Source organism: Streptomyces sp. NBRC 110028 (assembly GCF_001417735.1).
Classification (GTDB): domain Bacteria; phylum Actinomycetota; class Actinomycetes; order Streptomycetales; family Streptomycetaceae; genus Streptomyces.
The window spans coordinates 1-25,741 of record NZ_BBUZ01000026.1; the positions used below are offsets into that span (position 1 = coordinate 1).

Consider the following 25,741-nt stretch of genomic DNA (forward strand, 5'->3'; position numbering starts at 1 on the left):
CGTATATCTTCACCACCTCCCCGGTGAGGGACCCCGGTGGCGCTACCGGTAGAGTCATGGGGCATCATCGGCTGATTCCCTCACAGGAGGCCCCCGGGTGGAGGTTCAGGAGACACGGGTCCAGACGGATCGTGTACTCACCATCCCGAACATCCTCAGCACCGCTCGCCTCTTCGGCGTACCGCTTTTCCTGTGGCTGATCCTCCGGCCCGAGTTCGGCGGGCCCAAGAGCGACCTCTGGGCCCTGCTGGTGCTGGCGCTCAGCGGCGTGAGTGACTATCTGGACGGGATGCTGGCCCGTCGCTGGAACCAGATCAGCAGCCTTGGCCGCATCCTCGACCCGGCCGCCGACCGGCTCTACATTCTGTCCACGCTCATCGGCCTCACCTGGCGGGACATCCTGCCGCTCTGGCTACCGGTGGTGCTCCTCGCCCGCGAGGTCGTGCTCGTTGCCATGGTGTGGATCCTGCGGCGCCACGGCTATCCGCCGCCCCAGGTGAACTTCCTCGGCAAGGCGGCGACGTTCAACCTCATGTACGCCTTCCCCTTGCTCCTTCTGAGTGATGGAAGTGGCCCACTTCACACGACCGCCGCTATTTTCGGATGGGCGTTCGCCGGATGGGGTACAACACTCTATTGGTGGGCAGGAGTCCTCTACGTGGTTCAGGTCCGCCGGCTGGTGAAGGCGGACGCCGCGGCCGACTGAGTTCGCCGCCTTGGGCAGCCCAGGACCGGGTGCCCGTAGCGATTTCACGGGCCATCGGGCGTGCGCGGTCGGCGTGACCGTCATCTCTTTCGAGGAGGACGCTTCCGACATGAAGGCCGTCGTAATGGCAGGGGGCGAGGGAACTCGTCTGCGCCCGATGACCGCGACCATGCCCAAACCGCTGCTTCCCGTGGCCAACAGGCCGATCATGGAGCATGTGTTGCGGCTGCTCAAGCGGCATGGCCTGTCCGAGACCGTGGTCACCGTGCAGTTCCTCGCGTCTCTGGTCAAGAACTACTTCGGGGACGGCGAGGAGCTCGGCATGGAGCTCACCTACGCCAACGAGGAGAAGCCGCTCGGCACCGCGGGGAGCGTCAAGAACGCGGAAGAGGCGCTCAAGGACGACGCCTTTCTGGTGATCTCGGGTGATGCCCTGACCGACTTCGACCTGACCGAGCTGATCAATTTTCATAAGGAAAAGGGCGCGATGGTCACGGTGTGCCTGACCAGGGTCCCCAATCCGCTTGAATTTGGAATCACCATCGTCGACGAGGCGGGCCAGGTCGAGCGCTTCCTCGAAAAGCCCACCTGGGGCCAGGTCTTCTCGGACACGGTCAACACCGGCATCTATGTCATGGAGCCCGAAGTCTTCGACTATGTCGACCCCGACGTGCCCGTCGACTGGTCCGGTGATGTCTTCCCGCAGCTCATGAAGGAGGGCAAGCCCATCTTCGGCTATGTTGCCGAGGGCTACTGGGAGGACGTCGGCACCCATGAGAGCTATGTGAAGGCCCAGGCCGATGTGCTCGAGGGAAAGGTCGACGTCGAACTCGACGGCTTCGAGATCTCGCCCGGCGTCTGGATCGCCGAAGGCGCGGAGGTACATCCGGAGTCCGTGCTCCGCGGCCCGCTCTACATCGGTGACTACGCCAAGGTTGAAGCCGGGGCCGAGATCCGGGAGCACACCGTCGTCGGCTCCAACGTCGTCGTGAAGACCGGCGCCTTCCTCCACAAGGCCGTCGTCCATGACAACGTTTACGTGGGCCAGCAGAGCAATCTGCGCGGCTGTGTGATCGGCAAGAACACCGACATCATGCGCGCCTCCCGCATCGAGGACGGGGCGGTGATCGGCGACGAATGTCTGATCGGTGAGGAATCGATCGTCCAGGGGAACGTCCGGGTCTATCCGTTCAAGACCATCGAAGCGGGCGCGTTCGTCAACACCTCGGTCATCTGGGAGTCCCGGGGACAGGCCCACCTCTTCGGGGCCCGCGGCGTATCCGGGATCCTGAATGTGGAGATCACCCCCGAGCTGGCGGTACGGCTGGCCGGCGCGTATGCCACGACCCTCAAGAAGGGCTCCACGGTCACCACGGCGCGCGACCACTCCCGAGGCGCCCGCGCCCTGAAGCGGGCCATGATCTCCGCCCTGCAGACGAGCGCCATCGACGTCCGGGACCTGGAGAACGTGCCGCTGCCGGTGGCCCGCCAGCAGACGGCCCGGGGGAGCGCCGGCGGCATCATGATCCGTACTTCACCCGGCGTTCCCGACTCCGTGGACATCATGTTCTTCGACGAGCGCGGCGCCGATCTGTCCGCCGGTGGCCAGCGCAAGCTGGACCGGGTCTACGCGCGCCAGGAATACCGCCGGGCGTTCCCCGGAGAGATCGGTGACCTGAGCTTCCCGTCGAGCGTTTTCGACTCGTACACCGGCTCCCTGCTGCGGGCCACGGACGTCAGCGGCATCGCCGAGTCCGGTCTCAAGGTCGTGGTGGACGCCGCGAACGGCAGCGCCGGGCTCGTCCTCCCCAGCCTGCTGGGGCGGCTCGGAGTGGACGCGCTGACGATCAACCCGGGGCTGGACGAGTCGCGCCCCACCGAGACCGCCGACGGCCGCCGCTCCGGGCTCGCCCGGCTCGGGGAGATCGTCGCTTCGGCCCGCGCGGCCTTCGGGGTCCGTTTCGACCCCGTCGGGGAGCGGTTCTCCCTCGTGGACGAGCGTGGCCGCATCGTCGAGGACGACCGGGCCCTGCTGGTGATGCTGGACCTGGTGGCCGCGGAGCGCCGCAGCGGACGGGTGGCGCTGCCGGTGACCACGACCCGTATCGCCGAGCAGGTCGCGGCGTACCACGGCACCCAGGTGGAGTGGACGACGACCGCGGCGGACGATCTGACCCGGGTCGCCCGATCGGAGACGACGATCTTCGGCGGCGACGGCCGCGGCGGCTTCATCATCCCCGAGTTCAGCAGCGTCTTCGACGGTACGGCCGCCTTCGTCAGGCTCATCGGGCTGGTGGCGCGTACCCAGCTGACCCTCAGTCAGATCGACGCGCGGATTCCGCGGGCCCACGTGCAGCGGCGGGACCTGGCCACCCCCTGGGCGGTCAAGGGCCTGGTCATGCGGCATGTGGTGGAGGCCGCCGGCGACCGGTCGGTGGACACCACCGACGGGGTCCGGGTGGTGGAGGCCGACGGCCGCTGGGTGATGGTGCTGCCCGACCCGGCCGAGGCCGTCACCCATCTGTGGGCGGAGGGTCCGGACGACGCGTCCGCGCAGGCGCTGCTCGACGAGTGGGCCGGTGTCGTGGACAGCGCGGGCCGCTGATCCGGGGATCTTCCACGGGTTCTTGAACCCGTTTGAACACGTTGGGGCGCCGTCTCCCGGCCCCGTATCCGGCACGCCGGTGGGGCCATTGGGAGACGGCGCCCCCGACGTGCGACGATGTGCGGCATGTCGCAGCAGCCCCCCGTTCGGAGCACAACAACGCCGCGGCCGCGCCTCGACGCGTCCATGTCGCTGCTGACCAACGTGATGGACCACAGCCTCGACGACGGCTACGCCGAGGCGGCCGCGCGGCGCGGCGAGACCGGCCGGTCCCGCCTGCCGCGCACCCTGCGCGGGCGGCTGACCGTGGCCCTCGGCCTGGTGATGGTGGCGGTCGTGGTCACCATCGGGGCCGCCGAGGCCCGGATATCGGCGCCGACGCTGGCCAAGGAGCGGGGAGAACTCATCGACCGCATCGAGTCGGGGAACGCGAAGGCGGACCGGCTCACCAAGAGCGTGGACACGCTCCGCGGCGAGGTGGAGGAGAAGCAGCGGCAGGCGCTGCAGAAGCACGGGGGAGCCAAGGGGGACCTGGTGGCGCTGCTCTCGGGGGCGACCCAGGTGTCCGGCCCCGGCGTCAAGCTGGTGGTCGACGACGCCAAGCAGTCGGCGTCGGGGGGCGGCGGGGGCCCCAGGGAGAGCAACGACTTCTCCGATACGGGGCGGGTGCGCGACCACGACATGCAGCGCGTCGTCAATGGCCTGTGGGAGTCGGGCGCCGAGGCCGTCGCGATCAACGGACAGCGGCTGACGGCGCTGTCGGCGATCAGGGCCGCGGGAGACGCCATACTGGTCGACAACAAGCCGCTGGCGCCGCCGTACACGGTGCTCGCGGTGGGGGACGGGCAGCGGCTGAGCACCGCTTTCCAGGACAGTGCCGATGGCCAGTACCTGCACGTGCTGCAGGAGAACTACGACATCCGCACGAGCATTTCCGCCCAGGACACGGTTCGGCTGCCGGCCGCGCCGAGCCTCATCGTACGTAGCGCAGAACCGATAGCCGGCGGCGCCGGCAACGGTGGCACCGAAACAGGGAAGGGCACATCGTGATCGCCGTATTGGGCCTGATCGTGGGAGTCGTGGTCGGACTGGTGGTCCGACCCGTGGTGCCGACGGTGGTCGAGCCCTATCTGCCGATCGCCGTCGTCGCGGCACTCGACGCCGTGTTCGGCGGCTTCCGGGCGATGCTGGACGGGATCTTCGACGACAAGGTCTTCGTCGTATCGTTCCTGTCCAATGTGGTGGTGGCCGCACTGATCGTCTTCCTCGGTGACAAGCTCGGCGTCGGCGCCCAGCTGTCCACCGGCGTCGTGGTCGTCCTCGGCATCCGCATCTTCTCCAACGCTGCCGCGATCCGTCGGCATGTGTTCCGGGCGTGAGGCCGATGACGACCGACGACACCCCCGAGAAGCCCCAGAACTCCGAGCAGTCCGAGCAGGCCGAGCGGCCGGAGAGGGCGGGAACGCCCGAGCGGTCCGCGGCACCGCGCGAACCGGAGCGCCCGGAGCGCCCGGAGCCAGCCGAGCGAGCGGGGAAGGCCGACCAGCCCGAACGGCCCCAGCGGCCTGAGCAGGCCGAGAAGCCCCGGCCGGCCGAGTCGCGCGAGAAGCGGGCCACGGCCGAGAAGCGCGACGCCGAGCAGCCCGAGCGGCCCGAGCAGTCCGCGAAGCCGAGCCGGCAGGGCCCACCCCAGCGGCCCGCCGCGCCCGAGCGGCCCCGTAGCGCCGGGCGGCCCGCCGCCTCCGCGCCGCCCGGGAAGCCGCGCGCGCAGGGCGGGCCGGAGCAGCGGGCGGTCCCGCCGCGGCCGTCGCTGCCCAAGCCGCCGGAGAAGCGCGCCGCGACCGGGAGGCCCGAGCAGCCCGGAGCGCCGGAGAAGCACAAGGCCGCCCCGCGGAAGCCGCAGGCTCCCCAGGCGACGCCCTCCGGCCCGGGCGGCCCCAAGGGCCCCGCCCGCCCCGCACTGAGGGCCCCGCTGCCGCAGAGCGCCCCGCCCGGCGGCGCGGCCCCCAAGGGCGCCCCGCCCCGGGGCCCGGCCGCCGCCGGCCGGCCCCCGGCCCCGGTGCCGAACGGGCGGCGCCCGTCCGATGGCGCGAGCAGCGGCGGCGGGCCGGCGAACGGACCGGGGCAGCAGCGCGCCGGGTCCGAGCCCGGCGGGAAGCCCGAGGGCGCGGAGGAGGCGCTGACCGGGCGGCAGCGCCTGCTGAAGGGCGTATGGCCGCCCCGGGTGACCCGGGCGCAGCTGATCGTCGCCGTGCTGCTGTTCGGGCTGGGTCTCGGCCTGGCCATCCAGGTGCGTTCGACCAACGAGAACAGCGTGCTGCGCGGGGCCCGCCAGGAGGACCTGGTGCGGATCCTGGACGAGCTGGACTCGCGCACCCAGCGGCTGCAGGACGAGAAGCGCCGTCTGGACAATCAGCGCACCGAGCTGGAGAACAGCTCGGACCAGGCGGAGGAGGCCCGCAAGCAGACGCTCCAGAAGGAGCAGCAGCTGGGCGTGCTCGCGGGCACGGTCGCCGCGCAGGGGCCGGGGATCACGATCACCATCCACGACGCCCAGGGCTCCGTGGAGGCCGACATGCTGCTCGACACGGTGCAGGAGCTGCGGGCGGCGGGCGCCGAGGCGATCCAGATCGGCTCCGTGCGGGTGGTCGCCAATTCCTATTTCTCGGACGTCGGCGGCTCCGTGGCGATCGATGGACGGAAAGTGACGCAGCCGTACGTCGTGAAGGTGATCGGCAAGCCGGAGGATCTGGAGCCGGCACTGAACATTCCGGGCGGAGTGGTGCAGAGTCTGGAGAAGGAGCAGGCCACCGTGTCCGTCCGGCGGGAGAAGAAGATCGTTGTGGATGCCTTGCGGTCGGGGAAGAGCCCTGACTACGCTCGGTCGTCATCACGGTGAGGCGGTTCGATATGGGGGTCTCTCGGGGAGACCATGTGGATGCGGGGGGTCGACGCACCAGAAGAGTCGCGCGTGATGGAAACTGTCTGGTGGTCACGGACGTTGTGAGGATGTCCGGACCGTCTGCTGGTGTGTGCATCGAGGGTTTGTCCTGCCCCACGGGCGGGTCTGTTTCAGTCAAGGGGAATCGCCCGTGAAGTTGTTCGGGAAGTTGTTCGGGAAGAGTGCACGCCAGGACGGCGGCAGCGGCACCGCTCGCCACCGCGCGGGGCGTGCTGCGGACGAGAGCGGAGGGGGGAGCGAGGAGCGGCCGCTGTTCCGGGATCAGGTCGGCGGCCAGGGCGGTGACATTTCGGGCGGCCAGGGCGCGTCTTCTGTTGACCCCTCGGCGGCCGGGCGCATAGGTTTCGAGGACTCATCGGCCTCGCGGAGTGCTGGAGGTCCCGGATTGCCTGTTTGTACGAGGTGCGGGCATCGGAACGCGGAGGACAGCCGGTTCTGCTCCAATTGCGGCGCGCCGCTGCGCGGCCAGGCGCCCTCGGAGCGTGCCTCCGAGACCACGTCGACGATCTCCATTTCCGGCATCGAGGCGTACGACTCCGAGGTGACCGGGCAGAATCCGCTGCCGTCGCTCAGCCCGGAGGCCCAGGCCGCCGTGGAGGCGCTGCCGCTGGGTTCCGCGCTGCTGGTGGTCCGCCGCGGGCCGAACTCGGGCAGTCGCTTCCTGCTGGACAGCGATCTGACCACGGCCGGACGCCACCCCCAGAGCGACATCTTCCTGGATGACGTGACGGTCTCCCGCCGCCATGTGGAGTTCCGGCGCGGCCAGGACGGCAGCTTCACCGTCGCCGATGTCGGCAGCCTCAACGGGACGTACGTCAACCGGGAGCAGATCGATGCGCCGGTGGTCGTGAACAGCGGCGACGAGGTGCAGATCGGTAAGTACCGGCTGGTCTTCTACCCGAGCCAGCGGGGCGTCGGCATCTGACCCGTCAGGGGAGGTCCGTCCATGCTTCAGACACCGTCGGGCGGTGCCGGTACCGGCACCGCCCCCGCGGGCGGCCGGTCCATGAGCATCGGCGCCGTCCTGAATCTGCTGCGGGACGAGTTCCCCGAAGTCACCATCTCCAAGATCCGTTTCTTGGAGGCCGAAGGGCTGGTGGAGCCGCGGCGCACGCCGTCGGGCTACCGCAAGTTCAGCCAGGAGGATGTGGAGCGGCTCGCTCTCATCCTCCGCATGCAGCGTGACCACTACCTGCCACTCAAGGTCATCCGGGAACACCTGGAGGCCCTGGAGCGGGGTGAGCGGCCGCAGCTTCCTGCCGTTTCGCAGGGGGCGCGGCCGCATGAGCTGCTGGGGCCAGGAGCCCGGGACATTCCGCAAAGCCCGACCGTGGCCCGGGTGGGCCGGGCCGAGCTGCTGGCATCCGCCCAGGTCAGCGAGGCGGAGCTGGCCGACTGGGAGTCGTACGGGCTGATCGTGCACGGCGAGGACGGCGGCTACGACGTCGAAGCGGTGACGGTCGCCCGGCTGCTCGCCGAGCTGGGCCGCTTCGGTCTTGAGTCACGTCATTTGCGGATCATGAAAGCGGCCGCGGAGCGCGAGGCCGGACTGGTCGAGCAGGTGGTCGCACCGCTGCGGCTGCATCGAAACCCGCAGACCAGAGCGCATGCGGAGGCCAGTGCGCGCGAGCTGGCGACGCTCTCCGTCCGGCTGCACGCGGCCCTGGTGCAGTCGGCGCTGCGGGCCGCCGCACACTGATCGATCCGGCCCCGACTATCCAAACCGGCCGGGCACGTCCTAGGGTTGCTGTGTGAACGAGCTCGACGTCGTGGGTGTCCGGGTGGAAATGCCCTCCAACCAACCGATCGTGCTCCTGCGTGAAGTGGGAGGCGACCGCTACCTCCCCATCTGGATCGGACCAGGGGAGGCGACCGCGATCGCCTTCGCACAGCAGGGCATGGCTCCGGCACGCCCGCTGACCCACGACCTTTTCAAAGACGTACTCGAAGCGGTCGGCCAGACGCTCACGGAGGTCCGGATCACGGATCTGCGGGAGGGGGTCTTCTACGCCGAGCTGGTCTTCGCCAGCGGTGTGGAGGTCAGTGCGCGGCCGTCCGACGCCATAGCGCTCGCGCTGCGCACCGGGACGCCGATCTACGGCAGCGACGGCGTGCTGGACGACGCCGGCATCGCCATCCCGGACGAGCAGGAGGACGAGGTGGAGAAGTTCCGCGAGTTCCTCGACCAGATCTCGCCCGAGGACTTCGGAAGCAGCAGCCAGTGAAGCGGTCTGCCGGTCCTCGCTAGCGCATTCGAGTAGCCTTTCCCGGACGAGGGACACGGGAAACCACTCTCAGGGTGATTATCACTCGGCGTGCCGAGTGTGGCGATCGTTGACGCACCCCGGGTGACTGCCTACCTTCGAGGAGGCAGGTCGAGGACGGAGGTCGGCGTGAGAAGCACCGGCGACGGCACGGCAGCCGGCGGTCCGTATGCGCTCCAGGGGAGCGCACCGGCCGATCCGGCACTGAAGGCCCGGGTCGCGGCACAGCCCACGGCATCACGTGAGCCCGCCGCGGGGGGTACGGAGACGGTCGGCTACCGCGGACCCACGGCGTGCGCCGCCGCGGGCATCACCTACCGCCAGCTGGACTACTGGGCGCGCACCGGCCTGGTGGAGCCGAGCGTGCGGCCCGCGTACGGGTCGGGCAGCCAGCGGCTGTACAGCTTCCGGGACGTGGTTGTCCTCAAGATCGTCAAGCGGCTGCTGGACACCGGCGTGTCCCTGCAGAACATCCGGGCCGCGGTCTCGCACCTGCGCACCCGGGGCCTGGACGACCTGGCCCAGATGACGCTGATGAGCGACGGCGCGACGGTGTACGAGTGCACCTCGCCGGACGAGGTCGTGGACCTCCTCCAGGGCGGCCAGGGCGTCTTCGGGATCGCGGTGGGCGTGGTGTGGCGGGACGTGGAGAGCGCCCTGTCCCAGCTGCACGGGGAGCGGGTGGACACCGGCGAGACGCTGGTGGGCCACAACCCCGCCGACGAACTCGCCCGGCGCCGCAACCGGGCGGGCTGAGCGCGCTCCCTCCGGGCGGTTTCCCCGCCCCTGCCGGCGCCGATTGTCAGTGGTGTGCGGCAGCATCGGAGATGTGAGGGGTGCGCCGACGATTCTGCATCTGGACATGGACGCCTTCTACGCTTCGGCGGAGCAGGCGGCCAAGCCCAGCCTGCGCGGAAAGCCGGTGGTCGTGGGGGGCCTCGGGCCGCGCGGGGTGGTGGCCACCGCGTCGTACGAGGCCCGGGTGTTCGGGGTGCACTCGGCCATGGCGATGGCGCAGGCCCGCAGGCTCTGTCCGAACGCGGCCTACCTCACCCCCCGCTTCTCCCTCTACCGCCAGGTCAGCGACCAGGTCATGGGGCTGCTGCGGGCGCTGTCGCCGCTGGTGGAGCCGCTGAGCCTGGACGAGGCGTTCGTGGACCTGGAGGCGGGCGGCACCGAGCCCCGGGTGGCGGCGGCGCGGGCCGTGGCGGAGCGGCTGCGGGCCGATATCCGCGCGGTGACCGGGCTGACCGGTTCGGTGGGCCTGGCCGGTTCCAAGATGCTCGCCAAGATCGCCTCGGAGCAGGCCAAGCCGGACGGCCTGACGGTCATCGAGCCCGGCACCGAGCGGGAGCTGCTGGGCCCGATGCCGGTGCGCACCCTGCCGGGCGTCGGCCCGGCCACCGCGGAGGCGCTGCGCCGGGCCGGTATCCACACCGTCGCCGAGACGCGGGAGGCGGGCGAGGCGGAGCTGATCCGGCTGCTGGGCCGGGCCCATGGCGCGTCGCTGCACCTGATGGCCGGCGGGCGGGACGAGCGGCCGGTGGTCGCCGAGCGGGACGCCAAGTCCGTCTCCGTGGAGGACACCTTCGACGTCGACCTGACCGACCGCACCCGGGTGCAGCTGGAGGTGGCGCGGCTGGCCGACCGCTGTGTGCGGCGGTTGCGCGAGGCGGGCCGTTCGGGGCGCACGGTGGTGATCAAGGTGCGGCGGTACGACTTCTCGACGCTGACCCGTTCGGAGACCCTGCGCGGGCCCACCGACGATCCCGGCGTGGTCAGGGAGGCCGCGGCGCGGCTGATCGACGGGGTGGACACCACGGCGGGCGTGCGGCTGCTGGGAGTGGGCGTGACGGGGCTCGCGGACTACACACAGGAGGATCTGTTCGCCCAAGCCGCTCAGGCCGCTCAAGCCGCTCAGGCCGCCGGGGCCGCCCACGAGGCCCTGGAGGGGCCGGAGGGGGGCTGGGGTACCCGGGCGCCGGAGCCGGAGAGTCCGGGCGTCTCAGAGGCCGCTGAGGGCGCCGGGAGGCCACGGGTCTGGCTGCCGGGGCTCGATGTGCGGCACACCGAGTTCGGGGCGGGCTGGGTGCAGGGCAGCGGGGTGGGGCGGGTGACCATACGGTTCGAGGTGCCCTGGTCGGGTCCCGGCCGGGTGCGGACGTTCGCCGTGGACGACCCGGAGCTCGAGCCGGGCGAGCCGCTGCCGCTGGTGCGGCCCCCCGAGGGCGCCGGCGGCCCGGCCGGGGCGCCCGCGCCGGGCGAAGGCCGGGGGAGGGGTCAGCCGGTGACGTCCAGCCCGTAGTGGTGGTACAGCTGCAGCTCCTGCTCCGGGGAGAGATGGCGGCCGACCCCCAGGTCCGGGGCGTCCTTGATCAGTGCCCGGTCGTACGGCACCCGCAGCGAGTCGCCGACGACCTCGCTCGGTTCGAGCGGCACGAAGACGTCCCGGCTGAACAGGCCGGTGCGTACCGCCGCCCACTCGGGCTCCCCGGTCGCGTCGTCGAGGTAGACCTCGTCCACGGTGCCGATCTTGGCGCCCTCGCGGTCGAATGCCTTGCGGCCGATCAGGGTCCGCGGGTCGATGTCCGTCTGCACGCTCTCTCCCACAGGTGGCGATGGTCACGGTGGCGATGGTCCAGTGATACCTACCAAAAGCCACATCACCGCACGCGGCCACTCGAGCACCCCCTGGCCCAACCCCCGTCGGCAGACGCGCTGGTACGCTGGCTGTGGCTGCAGACCCCGTGCGGGAGAGTCCTCCGGCGATCGTGCCGGAGGCGCCGAAGGAGCAAATCCTCCCCGGAATCTCTCAGGCACACGTACCGTGCGGGCGAGGTCACTCTGGAAAGCAGGGTGGGCCACGGGGAGCACAACTCCGGAACCCCTCCTCACCGACGGTGAAAGCCGGTCGAGCACCTATGACCGGTGAAGCTCTCAGGTTGAGATGACAGAGGGGGAGGCCGTCCGGGCACCCGCACCGCGGTGCCCCTCGCCGGTCGTACCAGACCAGGAGGCCCCCGCAGATGACCACTCACCGCATCTCGCTCGCCGAACTGGAGCGCGGTACTCCATTCGAGCAGCGCCATATCGGCCCCGACGCCGGAGCGCAGGCCAAGATGCTCGCCCAGGTCGGCTTCGGCTCCCTCGACGAGCTGACCGCCGCCGCCGTACCCGAGGTCATCAAGAGCGCCGAGGCGCTGCGGCTGCCGCCGGCCCGCAGCGAGGCGGAGGTCCTCGCCGAGCTGCGCGGCCTCGCCGACCGCAACCAGGTGCTGCCGTCCATGATCGGCCTCGGCTACTACGGCACCTTCACCCCGCCGGTGATCCTGCGCAACGTCATGGAGAACCCCGCCTGGTACACCGCCTACACCCCGTACCAGCCGGAGATCTCCCAGGGCCGGCTGGAGGCGCTGCTCAACTTCCAGACCGTCGTCGCCGACCTGACCGGCCTGGACACCGCCGGTTCGTCGCTGCTGGACGAGGCCACGGCCGCCGCCGAGGCCATGGCGCTCTCGCGCCGCGTCGGCAAGGTCAAGGAGGGCGTCTTCCTGGTCGACGCCGACTGCCTGCCGCAGACCATCGCGGTCATCGAGACCCGCGCCGAGCCGACCGGGGTCGAGGTCGTGGTCGCCGACCTGGCCGACGGCATCCCGGACGAGATCGCCGAGCGCGGCGTCTTCGGCGTGCTGCTCCAGTACCCGGGCGCCTCGGGCGCGGTCCGCGATCCGCGCCCGGTCATCGAGCGGGCCCATGAGCTGGGGGCGATCGTCACCGTCGCCGCCGATCTGCTCGCGCTCACCCTGCTCACCTCGCCCGGCGAGCTGGGCGCGGACATCGCGGTCGGCAGCACCCAGCGGTTCGGCGTGCCCATGGGCTTCGGCGGGCCGCACGCCGGGTTCATGGCCGTGCGCGCCGCTCACGCCCGCAGCCTGCCCGGCCGGCTCGTCGGGGTGTCGGTGGACGCCGACGGCGACAAGGCGTACCGGCTGGCGCTGCAGACGCGGGAGCAGCACATCCGCCGCGAGAAGGCCACCAGCAACATCTGCACCGCGCAGGTCCTGCTCGCGGTGATGGCCGGAATGTACGCGGTCTACCACGGCCCGGACGGGCTCGCGGGCATCGCCCGCCGCACCCACCGCTACGCCACCGTCCTCGCCGAGGGGCTGCGGGCGGGCGGCGTCGAGGTGGTGCACGGCGCCTTCTTCGACACCCTCACCGCGCGCGTCCCCGGCAAGGCCGCCGACGTCGTCGCCGCCGCCCGCGAGGCCGGGGTCAACCTCCGGCTGACCGACGCCGACCACGTGGGCATCGCGTGCGACGAGACCACCGGGCGCGCCCAGCTGGCCGCCGTGTGGTCCGCCTTCGGCGTCGACGGCGGGGACGGGGACAGCGCTCCCGGCATTCCCGGCATCGACGAGCTGGACGCCGCGGCGGCCGACGCGCTGCCCGCGCAGCTGCTGCGCTCGGACGCGTATCTGACCCATCCGGTCTTCCACCAGTACCGTTCCGAGACGGCGATGCTGCGCTACCTGCGGCGGCTGGCCGACCGGGACTACGCCCTGGACCGGGGCATGATCCCGCTCGGCTCCTGCACCATGAAGCTCAACGCGACCACCGAGATGGAGCCGGTCACCTGGCCGGAGTTCGGCGCGCTGCACCCCTTCGCGCCGGTCGAGCAGGCCCATGGCTATCTGACGCTGATCCGCGAGCTGGAGGAGCGGCTGGCCGACGTCACCGGCTACGACAAGGTCTCCCTCCAGCCGAACGCCGGATCGCAAGGCGAGCTGTCCGGGCTGCTGGCCGTGCGGGCGTACCACCGGGCGAACGGCGAGCCGCAGCGCACGGTGTGCCTGATCCCGTCCTCCGCGCACGGCACCAACGCGGCCAGCGCCGTCATGGCGGGCATGAAGGTCGTCGTCGTCAAGACCGGCGAGGACGGCGAGGTGGACGCCGCCGACCTGCGCGCCAAGATCGAGCAGTACGGGGACCAGCTGGCCGTCCTCATGGTCACCTACCCGTCCACCCACGGCGTGTTCGAGGAGCACATCACCGAGATCTGCGCGGCCGTGCACGACGCGGGCGGCCAGGTGTACGTGGACGGCGCCAACCTCAACGCGCTGGTCGGGCTGGCCGAGCCCGGCCGGTTCGGCGGCGACGTCTCCCATCTGAACCTGCACAAGACGTTCTGCATCCCGCACGGCGGCGGTGGCCCGGGCGTCGGCCCGGTCGCGGTGCGCGCGCACCTCGCGCCGTACCTGCCCAACCACCCGCTGCAGCCCGCCGCGGGCCCGGCCACCGGCGTCGGCCCGGTCTCGGCCGCGCCGTGGGGCTCGGCGGGCATCCTGCCGATCTCCTGGGCGTACATCCGGCTGATGGGCGCCGAGGGGCTGCGCCACGCGACCCAGGCCGCGGTGCTCGGCGCCAACTACATCGCCAAGCGGCTGGAGCCGCACTACCAGGTGCTCTACACCGGGCCCGGCGGGCTGGTGGCGCATGAGTGCGTGGTGGATCTGCGGCCGCTCACCAAGGCCACCGGGGTCACGGTCGACGATGTGGCCAAGCGCCTGATCGACTACGGTTTCCACGCGCCGACGATGTCGTTCCCGGTCGCGGGGACGCTGATGATCGAGCCGACGGAGAGCGAGGACCTGGCGGAGCTGGACCGGTTCTGCGAGGCGATGATCGCGATCCGGGCGGAGATCGACAAGGTCGGCTCGGGGGAGTGGCCCAAGGAGGACAACCCGCTGCGGAACGCGCCGCACACGGCCGCCATGCTGAGCGGGGCGTGGGACCACCCGTACAGCAGGGACGAGGCGGCCTTCCCGGCCGGGGTCTCGGCCGCCGACAAGTACTGGCCGCCGGTGCGGCGGGTCGACGGGGCGTTCGGGGACCGGAACCTGGTCTGCTCGTGCCCGCCGATGGACTCGTACGAGAACTGACGGGGACGGACCCCACGCACAACGACGGGGCCGGTTCGGCGCGAGCGCACCGGGCCGGCCCCTCTTTATTCGGGCTCGATTCGCCTCCGGGGGTGCCTCGGTCTCCCCCAGCTACCGCTGGGAGGTGCCCCCAGCCGGATGCCAACGTCGCCTGGGTGGTCGGCCTAGGCGGCGGTCACGACGTGCTCGGTGGCGAGCGGTCGGCACGGGGCGATGACGCGCCCGTCCGGCAGCAGCTCACCGGTGTCCTCGAAAAGCAGGACACCATTGCACAGCAGGCTCCAGCCCTGCTCGGGATGGTGCGCCACGAGATGGGCGGCCTCCCGGTCGGCGGAGTCGGCTGACGGGCACGGTGGTTGATGCTGGCACATGGCGAGGTTCTTTCGCTGCGGTGAGGTGTATGTCCTGCTGCTCGCTGCGGCGTTCATGTTGGCCGCCCCCCGGTTGGTGTCGGTCGGATGCTCCCAGTGTTGCCCCACGGCACGGTTTCCGCAGGGATTTCGCGGCACCGGTCTTGCTAGATAATGACGCATCACCCGACCGGACGGTTCACCGTGGCGGGACTGTTACCCGGTCGCAGCGCGGCGCCCCGTGGCCCGGTGGGCCGCGGGGCGCTGGCTCCGGCACGGAAGGGGCAGGTCAGGCGGGGGAGCCCAGCAGTGGGGCGGGGGTCAGCCGATGGGTGAGGACGGGCAGCAGATCGGCCGCCGGGTGCGGGCGGTGCGCCGCGATGCCGGGCGGTGCCGGGGCCAGCGGCACCAGCAGGTCCCCGGCGCCGAGGCCGCCCTCGGCGGCGTCCGCCGTGGGGTCGCCGTGCAGCCACAGCGCGACCATGTACAGCTCGGGGATGGACAGCAGCCGCGGCTGGTACGCGGTGGGCAGTGACTCGGCCTGGCGCAGGGCGAGTTCGGCCGAGGCCACGTACGGCCCCTGGGAGAAGTGCGAGAAGGCCCAGCCGTCGGCGGTGAGCATGGCCTCGGCGGCGGCCACTGTGCGGTCGCCGTCGCGGAGCATGAAGCGCCAGCCGGTCAGTCTGACCCGGGGCGGGCCGGCGGGGGTGGTGATGTCGTCCAAGAGGTGGACGGGAAGCGGGTGTTCGGGTTCGAAGGGGCCGGACAGGGAGCTGAGTGCCGGGGTGCGGACCTCATGGACGGCGGTGGGGGAGCCAAGGGCCGTGAGGACGCTGCGCAGGGCGGGCGCCGGGGCCGGGGGCACAAGCAGCGGCATGGTGGGTCGCCTCTCACGTCTAAGACACGGTGGAGCGATAGCGGGCCGGGGTAGGGGCGCGCGCTGTCGGTGTACAGAGCTCGGAACGCGGGTCAGAGGGGGCCGGGACGAACTGTCCGGGCGTTATCTCTCTGCCTCGTAAAGCGAGTTTATACGACCCATGTTCCGGGCGTGTTTCGGCTAGCTGTCCCCGATATTGCGCACAAGGTGATTTCAGGCCCGCACGGGTGCGGGGATTTCCCCCGATTCGGTGCCGGATGCACGGATATGACCTGACGGTTTACGCCCGCCGCGGTAGGCTGGATCCCGCCGATCCATTTTCATGGAGCAATGCGCCACTGTTGAGAGCCTAGCGGCTGGACGGGCCGTGCGGGGCGTTATCGATCACATTGGCGGGCATCATCGAGCGTGGTGTGCGCGGTGCGGGCGCCGACGATCCACTCGAGGAGGTGCTCCGATGGGGGAGAAGGTCATAGCCGGTGAGTTCGACCCGTCCGGTCGGCAGCGGCAGCGCGGACGCTTGCGGCAGGGCCTCGACGCGCTGTCCCGGCTCCTGGCCGACAAGCGGTTCGACCGCCCGAGGAATCTCATGGGGCTGGAGATCGAGCTGAATCTCGCAGGCGCCGACGGGCTGCCGAGGATGATGAACACGGAGGTTCTGGAGCGCATCGCGAGTCACGATTTCCAGACCGAACTCGGACAGTGCAATCTTGAAGTAAATATCGTGCCGCACCGTTTGCACGGCAGAGTTCTCGACCAGCTCTCGGAAGAGCTGCGGACGGGATTGTCATATGCCGACCGCAAGGCGCGTGAGGTGTCCTCCGAGATCGTGATGATCGGAATTCTGCCGACGCTCGCCGCCGGGGATCTCGGATCGGCCAACCTGTCCTACGACGACCGTTACAAACTTCTCAACGAACAGATGCTGGCCGCCCGCGGCGAGGATTTCCTCATCGATATCGAGGGCCGGGAGCGCATCAGCTACGCCAGCGCCACCATCGCCCCCGAGGCCGCCTGCACCTCCGTCCAGCTGCACCTCCAGGTCACCCCCGGACGCTTCGCCGCCGTGTGGAACGCCGCGCAGGCCGTGGCCGCCGTGCAGATCGCCATCGGCGCCAACTCCCCTTTCGTCTTCGGCCGCGAGGTGTGGCGCGAGTCCCGCCCGCCGCTGTTCCTGCAGGCCACCGATGTGCGCGCACCGGAATACGCGGCGCAGGGAGTGCGGCCGCGCACCTGGTTCGGAGAGCGCTGGATCACCGACGCGTATCAGCTCTTCGAGGAGAACCTGCGCTACTTCCCCCCGCTGCTGTCCACCGGCACCGACGAGGAGCCGCTGCGCACCCTGGACGAGGGCGGTGTGCCCGAGCTGCAGGAGCTGGTGCTGCACAACGGCACGATCTACCGCTGGAACCGGCCCGTCTACCAAGTCGTGGACGGCGTGCCGCATCTGCGCGTGGAGAACCGGGTGCTGCCCGCGGGGCCCACCGTCACCGATGTCATCGCCAACGCCGCCCTCTACTACGGGCTGGTCAGGGCGCTCGCCGAGGAGCCGCGCCCGGTGTGGACCCGGCTGCCGTTCACCGCCGCCGCGGCCAACTTCGACGCCGCGTGCCGGCACGGCATCGACACGGTCCTGCAGTGGCCGAAGCCCGGCCGCTCCTCCTCCCTGGCGCGCATCCCCGCCGTGCGGCTGGTCCGCGAGGAACTGCTGCCGCTGGCCGCCGCCGGCCTGGACGCCTGGGGCGTCGAGCCCGCCGACCGCGACCGCTACCTCGGAGTGATCGAGCAGCGCTGCGCCCTGCGGGTCAACGGCGCGTCCTGGCAGGCCGCGACCTACCACCGGGCACGGGACAGCGGGTTGGGCCGGGACGCGGCGCTCGCCGCCATGACCCGCCGCTACTGCGCCCTGATGCGCACCGATGCCCCGGTCCACACCTGGCCCGCGGACCTCTCGGCTTGAGAGCCTGGGGCGCCGAGAGCCTAGGGCGCCCCGGCCTCGCCCGCGGCGACGATGGCCTTGAGCATGGCCGTGTTGATCTGCGCGGGGTCGTTCACCCGCTGCGCCGATCCGCCGGTCGCCCGGGCGATCTCGCGGCACGCGGCCTGGTCGGCGTCCGGACCGACAGCGATGGCGATGAGCGGCACCGGGCGGTCCGGGTCGACCAGCCCCTTCAGCTCCTTCACCAGCGCGGAGCGCGAGATGCCGTCCGGATCCTGGTTGGCGCCGTCGGTGAGGAGCACCACCGCGTTGAACTTGCCCCGTACGAAGGTGTCCTGGGCGTGTTTGTAGGCGGCCAGCGTGGTGTCGTACAGCCCGGTCGAACCCTCGGGGAGCGGCTTCAGCGCGGCGAAGGCGGCTGACAGCACATCCCGCTGGCCGGTTCCGTCCGGGGTGCGCGCCCCGAGCTGCCGGGCCGCGACCAGTTCCCGGTAGTCGCGGTCGCCGTCCAGCTCGGTCGAGAACTCCCACAGCCCGATCTCGTCCCCCGCGGTGAACCGCGAAAGGGCCTGCCGCAGCGATGCCTTGGTGACGTCCATCCGGCTCTGGCCGGGGCGGCCCGGCACCGGGTCGTTCATCGACGCCGAGGCGTCGACGACCGTGTTCAGCCGGGCGCTCTGCACGGTGATGGTCCACATGCCCAGGGCCGCTTCGACCTCGCGGGCGGACGGCCCGGGCGAGGGCGTGACCGCGTACGGCTGGGGGGTGCGGCCGCCCGCGGCCCGTGCCACGTCCTCGCTGACCTTGCCGTCCGGCGTCCGGAAGCCGTCCTTGCGCAGGGCGGCGCGGCCGGGGGCGTCGGTGAGCAGCGTCATGAAGCGGGTGGCGGCCCGCGCCCGTACGGTGGTCAGCTCGCGGTCGTTGAGCACCGTGTACGGGTAGTCCAGCTCGGCCGTGCCGTCCTTCGGATAGAACAGGCCGAGGCGGGAGGCACCGTCGGCCTTCGCGTTGTGGGCGAAGGCGGCCTGCTCGGACAGGACCACCGCCTCCTCGCGCCGGGGCAGTGACGTCAGCAGGGCGGCGTCGGTCGCGGCGGCCCGCTGGGACAGGAGCTTGGCGTTGGCCGCGGCGCGCGTATCGGCCGCGGCCTTTCCGCCGGCCGCGCCCGCCTTGGCGATGGACCCGTTGATCCGGGCGAGGGCGAGCAGCCCGGTGGCGCTGCGTGCCGGGTCGGCGGTGTTCAGCCGGGGGCCGTCGCCGCCGCTTCCCGCCTCGGCCAGGCGCGCCCAGTCGTACGTCTTGTCCGGCCAGCCCAGCCGGTCGGCCGCCGTGGCCGTGGCGGCGACCGTGACCGGCGAGGAGGCGACCCCGCCGAGCGTGTCCAGGGGCGCGGCGCGGACCGGGGAGGTGGCCGCGCGCTCGACCCAGACGCTGGAGTCCGGCACCCATACCTGGAACCCCGGGGAGCGGCCCGTGTCGCCGAGCGCCTTGGCGACCTCGTACGCCGGGCGACTGGCGACCCTCACGTCCAGACAGCGGCCATCGGACCGGATGCCCGCCTTCCGGGCGTGGTCGGCCACGGTGCGCAGCGCCGGGGCGATGTCGGGAGACGCGGCCACGGAGAGCCGCACCGCGTTGCTGCGGCAGGAGCCGGCGGACGGCAGCAGTCCGCCGCGTAAGACCACCACGGCGCCGGCCGCGACGGCCAGTACCAGCGCTGTGGAGATCGCCACGGTCCGGCGTCGGGAGGACGCGCCGGGTCTGGACCCCGTATTGTCCGGTGCGGAGTGATCGATGCGTCCGGTGTGATCCGCGTGATCGGTGTGATCGGCGCGGTCCATGGCATCGAAGATGCCGGAGTAGTCGGGACCGTCGGATTCGTCGGGCTGGCTGTGGCGTCCCATGGCGATCTGTCTCTCCTGGAAGATGACGCTGTCAGGCGGGACGGGCGCGCCGGCGGATGGCGCCCGGCCCAGCCTGCTCGTGCGCGATCTCGGATGTGTTTTCGAGACCTTAGCGGGGCGGGCGCGCCGATGAGGCAGGAAGAGCGGAAGTGGAGGCAGGAGTGCAGTCAGAGGCGCGCGGGGCGATGCTGCCCGAGGGCGACCTGCCGCGGCGGATGCTGCGCGACGAGACGCTGCTGGTGCTGGCGTTGTCGCTCGGCGCGAGCGCCCTGTCCGCGCTGATCAGCTTCATCGGTTCGGTGACCAAGCCCGGTGGGCTCAAGGATCAGGCGGCCACCCTCAACGCCTCCCAGGCGCCCGGCCGCCCCTGGCTGGACCTGGCCTGGCAGCTGTTCGGGATCGCGACCGCGCTGGTGCCGGTCGCACTTGTGGCCCATCTGCTGCTGCGGGAGGGCGCCGCGCTGCGCGCGATCGGCTTCGACCGTACCCGGCCGCGCTCCGACCTGGGGTGGGGCGCCGCGGTGGCGGCGGGCATCGGCGGCACCGGGCTGCTGCTCTACCTGGGCGCGCGGGCGGCGGGGGCCAATCTGACGGTGGTGCCCGAGGCGCTGCCCGAGGTGTGGTGGAAGCTGCCCGTGCTCATCGTCTCCGCCGTGCAGAACGCCGTGCTGGAGGAGGTGGTCGTGGTCGGCTATCTGCTGCGCAGGCTCGGGCAGTTGGGCTGGACGCCGATGGCCGCGCTGCTGGCCAGCTCGGTGCTGCGCGGTTCGTACCACCTCTACCAGGGGATCGGCGGCTTCTTCGGCAACATGGCGATGGGCGTCGTCTTCGTCCTGCTCTACCGCAGGTGGGGGCGGGTCGGACCGCTGGTCGCGGCGCATGCGCTGATCGACATCGTGGCGTTCGTCGGCTACGCCCTGCTGGCGGGCAAGGTGGGCTGGCTGCCCACCGCCTGACGCCCCGCCCCCGGCAGGCCGTTCAGACGAGCAGTTCCCCGTCGATGACCGTGACGGCCCGGCCGGCCAGCAGCGTACGGTCGCCGCGCACAGTGGTGCGGACCAGCCCGGTGCGGGCGGAGGCCTGGAGGCCGGTCAGTTCCCCGCGGCCGAGCCGGGCGGACCAGAAGGGCGCGAGCGCGGTGTGCGCGCTGCCGGTCACCGGGTCCTCGTCGATGCCGACGCCGGGGGCGAAGACGCGCGAGACGAAGTCATGGCCGCGGGCCGGGTCCTCGGGGAGCGCGGTCGCGATGACGGCCCGCTTGACGAGCCGCCCGAGTGCGGCGAGGTCGGGGTCGAGGGCCCGTACGGCCTTCTCATCGGCCAGCTCCACCAGCAGATCGCCCACCTGGGGACCGGTGTCGTGGGCGGAGACGACCGTGGCGCCGAGCGCGTCGGCCACCTCGCCCGCCACCGGGACCTCGGTGAGCGGGGCGGTCGGGAAGTCCAGGGTGATCGTGCCGCTGGGGTCGCCGGTCGCGGACAGCACCCCGCTGAGCGTGGCGAACCGTACGGTGCCGGTCGCGGCGCCCGTCGTACGCAGCACATGGGCGGTCGCGAGCGTGGCGTGACCGCACATGGCGACCTCGGTGGCCGGGGTGAACCAGCGCAGCGCCCAGTCGGCCCCGGCCCCGGGGGGAAGCGGGTGGGCGAAGGCGGTCTCCGACAGGTTGACCTCGGCGGCGACCTCCTGGAGCCAGGTGTCGTCCGGGAAGGCGCCGGTGTCCAGGAGGACCACCCCCGCCGGGTTGCCCGCGAAGGGGCGGTCGGTGAAGGCGTCGACGATTCGTATCCGCATGGCCCGACCGTAGGCGGCGGCCGGCGCGCCGGACCATGGCCAATCCCCGAAGGGTGGACTCGTTCCGGCATTGTCATCCGACCGGTTCCGATATATCGTTGAGGCATCGTGATGGATCGACGATGAAAGGAGCGTCATGATGAGGTATCACCGTGGACATGAGCACCGCGGACCCGGCCGGCGCGACCGGGGTGACTTCGAGGAGCGGCGCGCGGCCTTCGGGCCGTTCGGTCCCGGACCCGGCGGCTTCGGCGGGTCCCCCTTCGGCGGCCCCCCGTTCGGCGGCCGCGGCCATGGCGGCGGCGGGCGCCGCGGCGGCCGGGCGCGGCGCGGCGATGTGCGCGCCTCGATCCTGGCCCTTCTCAAGGACCGTCCGATGCACGGCTACGAGATGATCCAGGAGATCGCCGAGCGCAGCGGGGGAGCGTGGAAGCCGAGCCCCGGCTCGGTCTATCCGACGCTGCAGCTCCTCGAGGACGAGGGGATGATCAGCAGTGAGAGCGACGGGGGCAAGAAGCTGTACGCGCTCACCGAGGCCGGGCTCGCCGAGGCCGAGGCGGGGCCGCAGGCCCCGTGGGAAGAGGCCGGGCGCGGCATCGACTGGGAGGCCATGCAGGAGGTCCGGCAGGCCGGCTTCGGGCTGATGGAGGCGTTCGCGCAGGTCTGGAAGACGGGCAGCCCCGAGCAGCGGCAGAAGGCGCTGTCCGTCATCAACGAGTCGCGCAAGCGGCTGTATCTGATCCTCGCCGAGCAGGACGAAGAGGAGGGCGACGAGGGCTGAAACAGGGGGGCTACGCCACCAGCGCGGCGAGCTTGCGCAGCGACTCGTTCAGCGCCGCGGCCGCCGAGTCCTTGAGCTTTCCGGCCATCAGGGACACCGCCGCCCCCGTGAAGTCGCCGTCGACGCGGACCGTCGTCGCGTCCCCGTCCGGCGCCAGCGCGTAGCGCATGCCGAGGTTCACGCCCATCGGGCCCTTGCCCCGGGTGGCGAGCACCCGCCCGGGTGCGTACTCCTCGACGGTCCAGGTCACTTCGGCGGGGAAGCCCATCAGCCGCATGTTCTCCTGGTAGGTCGCCGCGGCCTCCAGTGAGGCGGGGGCGCCCCGGGGGAAGCCGGTGTGGGTGACGTTCCAGTCGCCGTATGTGGCGAAGTCCGTGAGCTGGGCCCACACCTTCTCGACCGGTGCCTCGATGCGTAACTGAGCGCTGACCTCGGCCATGGGGTCATGTCCCTTCCGGGTGTCCGGCGGCGGGGCTGCGCACCGTAGCCCCGCCGCCGGGAACATTCAATACTGACGCCCCGTCAGTGATGGGCGCACCGTCTGCGGCCGCGGGCGCCGCAGGCGGCGCGCCCGGGGCGGGTGCCGCAGCAGCCGGTCGACGTGCTCCCGGCGCAGCCCGTGCGCGGGGTCGACCGGCAGCAGCAGCCGGTCGCGCCGCAGGCGGGACCGGGCCGCCAGCCGCTCGGGGATCACATCGTCCACCCAGGCGAACGGGCGGCCCGCGGCGTACCGCAGGATCGGCGCCCACTTGCGGCCCGTGAGGAGGTCGAGCACCGGCAGCTTCGGATCGTCCGGCCGCGGCTCGTAGCCCGTGAACTCCACGACCGGAAGCCGGGGCAGTTCGAGGAGTGGCGCGATATGACGGTTGGCCTCGTGCTCCCAGGTCGTGGCCCAGACGAGTTCGTAGGTGGCGGACAGCTCGCGCAGCCAGTCGGCGTGGGTGACGGAGAGGAGGACGGTGAAGTCGAGTACGTCGTAGGCGGTGAACCCGTCGGTCGGCAGGACCGGGTTGAGAACACCGTCGATGTCCAGGAAGAGCAGCGGCCGGGCGGTCATCGTCACTCCTTGGCGGCACTGTGCGGCGGAAAGGCGCGGTGGTGATTGGGGGGACGGACCCGGAGCGGCGCCGGTTGCGCGTCGCGGGAGTTTCGAGGGGTTCCAGGGCCGGGAGGAACGCCGGGTCCTCTCCTCCCCGAGGATGATTTCCGGTCATCCGTGCCCAACTACCGTGGGACCCGCACATGCTTCCCGCTGAGGACGCTTCGGCCTCAAGGGACTGATGGGGTGAGAGCGTGCGAAGTCCTGCCCTTTCCGCTTCCCCCGACCCGGCCGGTTCCGGGTTCGAGGACCGGCTGAGCGAGCCGTTGACCGCCGTGGTCACGGGGGCCCGCCGCCGCGCCGTACGCGACGGGGACAACCAGCTGGACACGGCCCATCTGCTGCACACCCTGGTGGAGAACGAGCCGCGGGTGTGGGGCGCGTTCGCCGGCGGCCCGCCCCAAGTGGTGCGGCTGCTCGGCTATCTGGTGCAGCGCACCATCGGCTACGGGATCCGGTGGAGCGGCACGGTCGAGAACTCCGTGACCGGTGCCGGTGACGGGGTGCCCGGCTGGTCCCCGGCCGCCGCTGCCGCCATGGCGTCGGCGGTCGGGCGCGCCGTGACGCGGGGCGCGTTCCTCGCCGAGGGCCCCGACCTCCTCGCCGCGCTCACCTACGACCGGCAGTGCCGGGCCGTGGAGGTGCTGCGGCGGGCCGGGGTGGATGTGGACCTGCTGGTGACGGCGCTGGAAGGCGCGCCGTGCCAGGCGCGTACGGGGTGACGGTCCTGACATCGGGCTGACATGATGGCCCGATGCACCACACGCGAGGGCAGCGCCATGATCAGGGCAGGGGTGTCGGTCTGGGGCTCGCCCTGGTCTCGGCGCTCGCGTTCGGCGGCTCGGGCGTCGCCGCCAAACCGCTGATCGGGGCGGGGCTGGAACCGCTGCAGGTCACCTGGTTGCGAGTGGCGGGCGCCGCCCTCGTCATGCTGCCCCTGGTCTGGCGCCACCGCCGCCTGCCGCTGCGGCGCCCCGGACTGCTCCTGGGCTTCGGCCTGCTGGCCGTGGCGGGCGTCCAGGCCTGCTACTTCGCCGCGCTCTCCCGCATCCCGGTCGGGGTCGCGCTGCTCGTCGAATACCTCGCGCCCGCGCTGGTGCTGGGATGGGTCCGGTTCGTCCAGCGGCGGCCGGTGAGCCGGGCGGCCGCGGCCGGCGTCGTCCTCGCCGTGGGCGGGCTCGCGTGTGTGGTGGAGGTGTGGTCCGGGCTGAGCTTCGACGCGCTGGGGCTGGTGCTCGCCCTCGGCGCCGCCTGCTGCCAGGTCGGCTACTTCGTCCTGTCCGACCACGGCAGCGAGGGGCAGGACGCCGCCGATCCGCTCGGGGTCATCGCCTACGGGCTGCTGATCGGCGCCGCGGTGCTGACGGTGATCGCCCGGCCGTGGGAGCTGCACTGGCCGGTGCTCACGGGGCAGGCCGACCTCGCGGGCACGCGGGTGCCCGCGGTGCTGCTGCTGTGCTGGATCGTGCTGGTGGCCACGGTGATCGCGTATCTGACCGGGGTGCTCTCGGTGCGCCGGCTCTCGCCGCAGGTGGCCGGGGTGGTGGCCTGCCTGGAGGCGGTGGTCGCGACGGTGCTGGCCTGGGTACTGCTGGACGAACACCTGGGCGTGGCCCAGGTCGTCGGCGGTGCGGTGGTGCTGGGCGGGGCGCTGATCGCGCAGACGTCGGCGCCGAAGGCTGCGGGGGCGGAGCCGGTGGCGGCGGGACCGTCCCCCGTCGAGCCCGCGGGCGCCGCGGCCGCGCGGGGGCACCGCCACGCGGTGGCGGACGAGCCCCCGGAGGACCGCCCCGGACACCCGGCCCCGTAAGCCCTCTGACACCCCCTAGTCCAGCGATGCGAGATAGCCGGGCAGGGGTGTGCCCGGCGCCAGGTCGTCCGCGGGGACGGGCGCGCCGTAGGTCCGGGCGACCGGGATCACGCCGCTCCAGTACGGCAGCGCCATGTCCTCCGGGTCGTCGTTGGGGCCACCGGCGCGGATCTTGGCGGAGACCTCGTCGAGGTCGAGGCGGAGCACGGCGGTGGCGGCCAGCTCCTTCGCGTTCGCGGGGCGGGAGTCGGCGGCCCGGCCCGGCACCACATGGTCCACGATCGCGTCGAGCGCCGCCGCGCGCTCGGTGTCGTCGAGCACCTGACGGGCGGTGCCGTGCACCACCACCGAGCGGTAGTTGATCGAGTGGTGGAACGCCGAGCGGGCGAGCACCAGGCCGTCGACGTGGGTGACCGTCAGGCACACCGGCAGCCCCGGGTCCTCGGCGCCCGCCATCCGCAGGGGGCGCGAGCCGGTCGAGCCGTGGACGTAGAGGCGGGTCCCGGACCGGGCGTAGAGGGTCGGCAGGACGACCGGGGCACCGTCGCGTATGAAGCCCAGGTGGCAGACGTACGCCGCGTCGAGGATCCCGTGCACCACGTCCGCGTCGTACGAGGCGCGCTCCCGGGCGCGGGTCGGGGTGGTGCGGTCGGTCGCCGCGTAGGCGGTGTCGTGCGGCTCGGTGGTCGGCTCGGTGGTCGCACTCAT

At 71.8% G+C, this 25,741-nt stretch carries 24 protein-coding genes and 1 riboswitch; of the genes, 16 read left to right on the forward strand and 8 right to left on the reverse strand.

All coding sequences use genetic code 11. From position 1 onward, the window contains the following. Positions 1–97 precede the first annotated feature (97 nt). From ASC60_RS15360 to ASC60_RS15405, 10 genes are all read left to right on the forward strand, one after another. Complete coding sequence (locus tag ASC60_RS15360) at positions 98–706, forward strand: CDP-alcohol phosphatidyltransferase family protein (RefSeq protein WP_055551161.1); 609 nt, start codon at positions 98–100, stop codon at positions 704–706. A gap of 109 nt (positions 707–815) precedes the next feature. Beyond that, positions 816–3,311, forward strand: a complete 2,496-nt coding sequence (locus ASC60_RS15365; protein ID WP_055551163.1) for a mannose-1-phosphate guanyltransferase — start codon at positions 816–818, stop codon at positions 3,309–3,311. Positions 3,312–3,437: 126 nt separating this feature from the next. Further along, a complete protein-coding gene (locus ASC60_RS15370; RefSeq protein ID WP_055551165.1) occupies positions 3,438–4,361 on the forward strand; it encodes a DUF881 domain-containing protein in 924 nt (307 codons plus the stop codon). After that, positions 4,358–4,690 (forward strand): small basic family protein, encoded by a 333-nt coding sequence (locus ASC60_RS15375; protein ID WP_014058688.1) that lies wholly within the window; start codon positions 4,358–4,360, stop codon positions 4,688–4,690. The genes ASC60_RS15370 and ASC60_RS15375 overlap by 4 nt, the downstream gene beginning before the upstream one ends. Before the next feature lie 431 nt (positions 4,691–5,121). Continuing rightward, positions 5,122–6,210, forward strand: coding sequence for a DUF881 domain-containing protein (locus ASC60_RS15380; RefSeq protein WP_370592925.1), 1,089 nt, complete (start codon positions 5,122–5,124; stop codon positions 6,208–6,210). 133 nt (positions 6,211–6,343) lie between these two features. After that, positions 6,344–7,198: an FHA domain-containing protein gene (locus ASC60_RS15385; RefSeq protein WP_199830963.1), complete on the forward strand. Its 855-nt coding sequence runs from the start codon at positions 6,344–6,346 to the stop codon at positions 7,196–7,198. A gap of 21 nt (positions 7,199–7,219) precedes the next feature. Beyond that, the gene (locus ASC60_RS15390) at positions 7,220–7,972 is read left to right on the forward strand and encodes a MerR family transcriptional regulator (protein ID WP_055551169.1); all 753 of its coding nucleotides are present in this window, start codon (positions 7,220–7,222) and stop codon (positions 7,970–7,972) included. Positions 7,973–8,024: 52 nt separating this feature from the next. Beyond that, the gene (locus ASC60_RS15395) at positions 8,025–8,498 is read left to right on the forward strand and encodes a bifunctional nuclease family protein (protein WP_009713203.1); all 474 of its coding nucleotides are present in this window, start codon (positions 8,025–8,027) and stop codon (positions 8,496–8,498) included. A 168-nt stretch (positions 8,499–8,666) separates the two neighbouring features. Then, a complete protein-coding gene (locus ASC60_RS15400; RefSeq protein WP_055551171.1) occupies positions 8,667–9,293 on the forward strand; it encodes a MerR family transcriptional regulator in 627 nt (208 codons plus the stop codon). Between the two features lie 73 nt (positions 9,294–9,366). Continuing rightward, complete coding sequence (locus ASC60_RS15405; protein WP_079038423.1) at positions 9,367–10,842, forward strand: DNA polymerase IV; 1,476 nt, start codon at positions 9,367–9,369, stop codon at positions 10,840–10,842. On the opposite strand, the gene ASC60_RS15410 is transcribed toward ASC60_RS15405, so the two are convergent. Next, positions 10,818–11,135: a PRC-barrel domain-containing protein gene (locus ASC60_RS15410; protein WP_055551176.1), complete on the reverse strand. Its 318-nt coding sequence runs from the start codon at positions 11,133–11,135 to the stop codon at positions 10,818–10,820. The genes ASC60_RS15405 and ASC60_RS15410 overlap by 25 nt on opposite strands. A 142-nt stretch (positions 11,136–11,277) precedes the next feature. Continuing rightward, positions 11,278–11,375, forward strand: a riboswitch (glycine riboswitch). Between the two features lie 188 nt (positions 11,376–11,563). Between ASC60_RS15410 and gcvP the strand changes: the two genes are divergently transcribed. After that, the gene (gene gcvP, locus ASC60_RS15415; RefSeq protein ID WP_055551178.1) at positions 11,564–14,479 is read left to right on the forward strand and encodes an aminomethyl-transferring glycine dehydrogenase; all 2,916 of its coding nucleotides are present in this window, start codon (positions 11,564–11,566) and stop codon (positions 14,477–14,479) included. Between the two features lie 164 nt (positions 14,480–14,643). On the opposite strand, the gene ASC60_RS15420 is transcribed toward gcvP, so the two are convergent. Continuing rightward, a complete protein-coding gene (locus ASC60_RS15420; RefSeq protein ID WP_055551180.1) occupies positions 14,644–14,850 on the reverse strand; it encodes a DUF5999 family protein in 207 nt (68 codons plus the stop codon). Positions 14,851–15,118: 268 nt separating this feature from the next. Next, positions 15,119–15,706, reverse strand: a complete 588-nt coding sequence (locus tag ASC60_RS15425) for a hypothetical protein (protein WP_055551182.1) — start codon at positions 15,704–15,706, stop codon at positions 15,119–15,121. A 457-nt stretch (positions 15,707–16,163) separates the two neighbouring features. Here ASC60_RS15425 and ASC60_RS15430 point away from each other — a divergent pair, with 457 nt between their 5' ends. Further along, the gene (locus tag ASC60_RS15430) at positions 16,164–17,666 is read left to right on the forward strand and encodes a hypothetical protein (protein WP_055551184.1); all 1,503 of its coding nucleotides are present in this window, start codon (positions 16,164–16,166) and stop codon (positions 17,664–17,666) included. Positions 17,667–17,686: 20 nt separating this feature from the next. Here the strand turns inward: ASC60_RS15430 and ASC60_RS15435 are convergent, their stop codons facing one another. After that, positions 17,687–19,486 (reverse strand): substrate-binding domain-containing protein, encoded by a 1,800-nt coding sequence (locus tag ASC60_RS15435; protein WP_370592926.1) that lies wholly within the window; start codon positions 19,484–19,486, stop codon positions 17,687–17,689. A 248-nt stretch (positions 19,487–19,734) separates the two neighbouring features. On the opposite strand from ASC60_RS15435, the gene ASC60_RS15440 reads away from it, so the two are divergent. Beyond that, positions 19,735–20,505 (forward strand): CPBP family intramembrane glutamic endopeptidase, encoded by a 771-nt coding sequence (locus ASC60_RS15440; protein WP_079038425.1) that lies wholly within the window; start codon positions 19,735–19,737, stop codon positions 20,503–20,505. 22 nt (positions 20,506–20,527) lie between these two features. Here the strand turns inward: ASC60_RS15440 and ASC60_RS15445 are convergent, their stop codons facing one another. After that, entirely contained in the window at positions 20,528–21,343 is an 816-nt protein-coding gene (locus tag ASC60_RS15445) for a PhzF family phenazine biosynthesis protein (RefSeq protein WP_055551187.1), read from the reverse strand. A 139-nt stretch (positions 21,344–21,482) separates the two neighbouring features. Here ASC60_RS15445 and ASC60_RS15450 point away from each other — a divergent pair, with 139 nt between their 5' ends. Continuing rightward, on the forward strand, positions 21,483–22,124 hold the full coding sequence (locus ASC60_RS15450) for a PadR family transcriptional regulator (RefSeq protein WP_055551800.1): 642 nt from the start codon (positions 21,483–21,485) through the stop codon (positions 22,122–22,124). 10 nt (positions 22,125–22,134) lie between these two features. Here ASC60_RS15450 and ASC60_RS15455 read toward each other — a convergent pair whose 3' ends face one another. Together ASC60_RS15455 and ASC60_RS15460 are read right to left on the reverse strand one after the other, a co-directional pair. Continuing rightward, on the reverse strand, positions 22,135–22,563 hold the full coding sequence (locus ASC60_RS15455) for an SRPBCC family protein (RefSeq protein WP_055551189.1): 429 nt from the start codon (positions 22,561–22,563) through the stop codon (positions 22,135–22,137). 66 nt (positions 22,564–22,629) lie between these two features. Continuing rightward, the gene (locus ASC60_RS15460) at positions 22,630–23,181 is read right to left on the reverse strand and encodes an HAD domain-containing protein (protein WP_063787145.1); all 552 of its coding nucleotides are present in this window, start codon (positions 23,179–23,181) and stop codon (positions 22,630–22,632) included. 236 nt (positions 23,182–23,417) lie between these two features. Between ASC60_RS15460 and ASC60_RS15465 the strand changes: the two genes are divergently transcribed. After that, positions 23,418–23,945, forward strand: a complete 528-nt coding sequence (locus ASC60_RS15465) for a Clp protease N-terminal domain-containing protein (protein WP_063787146.1) — start codon at positions 23,418–23,420, stop codon at positions 23,943–23,945. 32 nt (positions 23,946–23,977) lie between these two features. Next, positions 23,978–25,033, forward strand: a complete 1,056-nt coding sequence (locus ASC60_RS15470; protein ID WP_055551191.1) for a DMT family transporter — start codon at positions 23,978–23,980, stop codon at positions 25,031–25,033. 15 nt (positions 25,034–25,048) lie between these two features. Here ASC60_RS15470 and ASC60_RS15475 read toward each other — a convergent pair whose 3' ends face one another. After that, positions 25,049–25,741, reverse strand: coding sequence for a pyridoxamine 5'-phosphate oxidase family protein (locus ASC60_RS15475; protein WP_055551193.1), 693 nt, complete (start codon positions 25,739–25,741; stop codon positions 25,049–25,051).

Excerpts from the sequence above, each read along its gene's own strand:
- gcvP (WP_055551178.1), top strand. The coding sequence starts at position 11,564 with ATGACCACTCACCGCATCTCGCTCGCCGAACTGGAGCGCGGTACTCCA.
- ASC60_RS15450 (WP_055551800.1), top strand. The coding sequence starts at position 21,483 with ATGAGGTATCACCGTGGACATGAGCACCGCGGACCCGGCCGGCGCGAC.
- ASC60_RS15445 (WP_055551187.1), bottom strand. The coding sequence starts at position 21,343 with ATGCGGATACGAATCGTCGACGCCTTCACCGACCGCCCCTTCGCGGGC.
- ASC60_RS15390 (WP_055551169.1), top strand. The coding sequence starts at position 7,220 with ATGCTTCAGACACCGTCGGGCGGTGCCGGTACCGGCACCGCCCCCGCG.
- ASC60_RS15475 (WP_055551193.1), bottom strand. The coding sequence starts at position 25,741 with ATGAGTGCGACCACCGAGCCGACCACCGAGCCGCACGACACCGCCTAC.
- ASC60_RS15420 (WP_055551180.1), bottom strand. The coding sequence starts at position 14,850 with ATGTGCCAGCATCAACCACCGTGCCCGTCAGCCGACTCCGCCGACCGG.
- ASC60_RS15460 (WP_063787145.1), bottom strand. The coding sequence starts at position 23,181 with ATGACCGCCCGGCCGCTGCTCTTCCTGGACATCGACGGTGTTCTCAAC.
- ASC60_RS15455 (WP_055551189.1), bottom strand. The coding sequence starts at position 22,563 with ATGGCCGAGGTCAGCGCTCAGTTACGCATCGAGGCACCGGTCGAGAAG.
- ASC60_RS15435 (WP_370592926.1), bottom strand. The coding sequence starts at position 19,486 with ATGGACCGCGCCGATCACACCGATCACGCGGATCACACCGGACGCATC.
- ASC60_RS15440 (WP_079038425.1), top strand. The coding sequence starts at position 19,735 with ATGCTGCCCGAGGGCGACCTGCCGCGGCGGATGCTGCGCGACGAGACG.
- ASC60_RS15470 (WP_055551191.1), top strand. The coding sequence starts at position 23,978 with ATGCACCACACGCGAGGGCAGCGCCATGATCAGGGCAGGGGTGTCGGT.
- ASC60_RS15370 (WP_055551165.1), top strand. The coding sequence starts at position 3,438 with ATGTCGCAGCAGCCCCCCGTTCGGAGCACAACAACGCCGCGGCCGCGC.
- ASC60_RS15430 (WP_055551184.1), top strand. The coding sequence starts at position 16,164 with ATGGGGGAGAAGGTCATAGCCGGTGAGTTCGACCCGTCCGGTCGGCAG.
- ASC60_RS15365 (WP_055551163.1), top strand. The coding sequence starts at position 816 with ATGAAGGCCGTCGTAATGGCAGGGGGCGAGGGAACTCGTCTGCGCCCG.
- ASC60_RS15425 (WP_055551182.1), bottom strand. The coding sequence starts at position 15,706 with ATGCCGCTGCTTGTGCCCCCGGCCCCGGCGCCCGCCCTGCGCAGCGTC.